The organism is Candidatus Magnetaquicoccus inordinatus (assembly GCF_004217665.1).
Classification (GTDB): domain Bacteria; phylum Pseudomonadota; class Magnetococcia; order Magnetococcales; family Magnetaquicoccaceae; genus Magnetaquicoccus; species Magnetaquicoccus inordinatus.
In genome coordinates, this window is sequence record NZ_RXIU01000211.1 from 2,588 (window position 1) to 6,392 (window position 3,805).

Annotated in this window: 2 protein-coding genes and 2 pseudogenes; all 4 read right to left on the minus strand. The window is 55.4% G+C overall.

Annotation, left to right across the window (positions count from 1 at the left end):
* Positions 1 to 209: pseudogene (locus EJP87_RS17940) on the minus strand (hypothetical protein); the annotation flags it as partial.
* A 65-nt stretch (positions 210 to 274) separates the two neighbouring features.
* Positions 275 to 1,345, minus strand: coding sequence for an ABC transporter ATP-binding protein (locus EJP87_RS13030; RefSeq protein ID WP_130472306.1), 1,071 nt, complete (start codon positions 1,343 to 1,345; stop codon positions 275 to 277).
* A gap of 701 nt (positions 1,346 to 2,046) precedes the next feature.
* Positions 2,047 to 2,886, minus strand: a complete 840-nt coding sequence (cobA, locus tag EJP87_RS13035; RefSeq protein WP_227657629.1) for a uroporphyrinogen-III C-methyltransferase — start codon at positions 2,884 to 2,886, stop codon at positions 2,047 to 2,049.
* Positions 2,883 to 3,805 (minus strand): annotated as a pseudogene (locus EJP87_RS17945) (hypothetical protein); the annotation flags it as partial. The pseudogene EJP87_RS17945 and the gene cobA, both read right to left, overlap by 4 nt.

The following is a 3,805-nucleotide window of genomic DNA, read 5'->3' on the forward strand; positions in this document are numbered from 1 at the left end:
TCGGCCTGCAAGCGGGCCAACAGAGGCGCTTCATTATCGGTCAGATAACGCACAGTGACCCCGCTCTTTTTCTGATAGGCATCGAGAATCGGTTTCAGCAACTGCTCCTTGCGCGCCGAGTAGATGACAATCTCCTCACCCGCCTGCGCCAACCCAGAGAACAGCCAGCAAAGAGCAGCCAGCAGCAAGCTCCATCCAGATCGTGACATGCCTATCACTCCTTTATCCCTGTTAAAATTATTTATTCAGCAAACATCTGTATCTGTCAAAAATGTCAGCAGCAGGCCCGTTCAGGAAAGGCGACCAGATGATCGGTTGCTACCCGAATAGAAACCCAATCGCCCAGGGCATGGTCTTGATGCGAGGGAAACAGCGAATAGAGCTGACAACCCGATTGCAAACGCAACGTATAGAGTATTTCCGCCCCTTTGAAGGCGCGACGCACCACCTGTGCCTTGATGGCAGAGTGTTCATCCGGCAACACATCATCAGGACGTATCAAAACCTGCAAGGGGGCTCCTTTTGTCCCGGAATAGTTTTGTTTGCCCTGCAAAATGCCCAGTTCGGTATTGATACCTTCTGCTCCCAGACAAATTCCGTGCAGAAAGGCCCCTTGGCCGATAAATCCGGCCACAAAACGATCAACCGGTTGATGATACAGTTCATAAGGGCTACCCCACTGTCGCAGCGCCCCCGCATGCAGCACCGCCACTTTATCCCCCCAGGCAAAAGCTTCGTGCTGGTCGTGGGTCACCAGAATACCGGTCATGCCTTGGCTTTCCAAAATTTGTCGCACTTCCAGGCTGAGCCGTTCCCGCAAATCCACATCCAGATTGGAAAAGGGTTCATCCAAGAGAATCAGCTCAGGATGCGGAGCCAGGGCACGTGCCAAGGCTGTTCGTTGTTGTTGTCCTCCTGAAATTTCATGCGGATAGCGTTTGCGCAGATCCTGCAGCCCCACCAACTCCAGCATCTCTTCGACCATCTGCCGCCGTTGCTCTGGCCGCTCTTTTTGCAAACCGTAGGCGATATTGGCTTCGACACTCAAATGGGGAAACAGGGCATAATCCTGAAACACCATCCCGATATGCCGTTTTTCGGGGGCCAGGGTATATCCAGAACGGGAGATCGTCTGGCCGTTGAGCATAATCTCTCCTTGCTGCAACGGAGTCAGGCCTGCTATGGCGCGCAAAATGGTACTCTTCCCACAACCACTGGAACCAAGCAAGGCGACCATCTCCCCTTTGCCCACGGCGAAGGAAAGGTCATGGACCACCGTATGTCCTGGATAGCCACAGGCTACTCCCTGAAGAGCCAACAAAATTGTGCGCGTCGATGGTTCCATGGTTGCAACTCAGATTGAGTAATGATCGTGATTCTCTCAATGATACACATTCTCAATTTATAGTGCAAGAGTTTCTGTCGAGGCAAGCACAAAGCCCAAACAAATACATCGGGTATCTGTTCAGGTTTGTGTGGCTAGCCAGCTCTACCCCCATGGGGATGCGGTACGAGTTGACGCAAAAATGCGCACCAATCTGCGCAGTCTGCTTCCATTAGGCGCTTAAACCGATGCAAAGAGCACGTTGGCATCGTGTGAAAAGCGCACCAAAGGCAAAAAACAAACCCCCAGAGGCTCCACCAGGAAGGCACCCTCCCTGGACCCGCAATTGTTTTGGTGGGTGAATATTTATAAAACGATCACGAACTGGCATCTGGAGGATTTGCTTCCAGCCTACCACGTCTCGTTTTTAAGCTAAAAACGGTCGTAACTATTCAGGTTCGTGCTGGCTCGCCAGCTCTACCCCCATGGGGACGCTGTTGGCATTGGCGCAAAAAATGCGCGCCAATGCCAACAGCTTGCTTCCATTAGGCGCTTAAGCCGACGCAAAGAGCGCGTCGGCTCAGTTTGAAAAGCGCGCCAAAGGCAAAAGATTAAAAGCAAAATCCCAGGGATTCCATCCCTGGACCCGGCCAGGGAGGTGCCCTCCCTGGACCCGCAATAGTTTTGGGTGCTGAATAGTTACAAACGGTCATACGCTGCTGTCATGCGGAACCGGGTATACGGATGGTCTCATCAGCAAACCAGGACATCTCCTCGCGCAACCGTACCACCTCTCCCACGACGATGATCACTGGCGGCTTCATGGCACAGGCTTCCACATCTTCCACCAAACGCCCCAAGCTGGTCACCAAAGTACGCTGCTGCGGCGTGGTTGCCCACTGAATCAAGGCCACCGGGGTATCGGCAGAGCGTCCACCGGCCATCAAGCGTTTGCTGACCTGTGCCAGATTTTTCATGGCCATATACAAAACCAACACCGGAAAGGTACGCGCCATCGCTTCCCAATCCAAACGGGAAAACTCATCCTCCCCTTCCCGAAAAGCGCTGTTTTCAGCCGATTCATGACCCGTAATAAAGGCCACATTGGCATTGACTGCCCGATGGGTAATGGGAATGCCCGCATAAGCTGGTCCGGCAATACCAGAGGTCAATCCAGGAATAATCCGAAAAGAGATCCCCTCGGCAAAGAGACGGCACGCCTCTTCTCCCCCACGACCAAAAACAAAGGGATCTCCCCCTTTCAGACGCACCACCCGCCGTCCCGCTTTGGCCAAAACCACCAAAGTCTCAGTAATATCAGCTTGATTGGTTGAGCAGGGATTGCCCCCCCGCTTTCCCGCAGAGATCACCTCAATACCGGTCGGAATCAACTGCAAAATCGCCGGAGAGACCAAGGCATCGTGCACGACCACATCGGCGGTGTGCAAAGCCTTGAGTGCTGCCACCGTCAATAAATTGGGATCCCCTGGCCCTGCACCCACCAAAGCGACCGTTCCCGGAGGCAAAAAGTGCTCCTCCACCATAATCTGCACCTCACTCACCGGCTACTCCTTCCCTTCTCCTGCTGTCCATAGCGTGCAGCAGGCGGCCATGTCCCTTGCCAATACCACCACGGCGGTGGATACCCGGCAAAGGGGAGCGGTTGCTGCCACCGTTGGGCATTGCGGCGCAATAATGTCTCTACACGCTCTGCCGGTAAATTGCCATGACAGGCAGCACAAAACTGTCCATAGTAACGCATGTTAGCGGCCTGCTGCCAAGCCGACTGTTGTTGCACCCTGGCTCGCTCTTTTTGCCCACTATTGGGCTTTTTGAGAGCACAGAATGAAGAAAGCGATGGTTGCTCTGCCACCCCTTTTTGTGCGCTGACACTCACCCCTGCCGCATCCCCGGAGCTGGCAGAAGCGGCAGTTGCCGACCCCGTTTCAGGGGTGGAAACAACTGTTGCCTCTGCTGGCGCAGCCTGCTCCACCGACTCCCCTGCCGCAAGAGCAGGAGCAGACTCAGAAGTTGCTGACAAGCTGACCTCTTTCTTTTCTCCCGCAACGGCTGCGCTACTCGCCGCTACCGGCGCGCTGGCCACTTCCTTTTCTCCCGCAACCGCTGCGGAACTCACCGCTGACGGCGCACTGGCCACCTCCTTCTCTGCCGCAACCGACGCGGAACTCACCGCTGACGGCGCACTGGCCACCTCCTTCTCTGCCGCAACCGACGCGGAACTCGCCGCTACCGGCGCACTGGCCACCTCCTTCTCTGCCGCAACCGACGCGGAACTCACCGCTGACGGCGCGCTGGCCACCTCCTTCTCTGCCGCAACCGACGCCTGTGCTGGGCTCGAGCTGTCAGGAGTCTGCATGGAATTAACGGAAGCTGTTTGCTCGACAACCGCTATTGCCGAGACAGCTTCCTCTCTTTTTTCGCTACCGCTGGCTGCCGAACTGGGCGCCGGTTGACTGTGAG

What these genes read in the sequence shown, in the direction of transcription:
- EJP87_RS13030 (WP_130472306.1), bottom strand. Translation starts at nt 1,345, where the DNA reads ATGGAACCATCGACGCGCACAATTTTGTTGGCTCTTCAGGGAGTAGCC.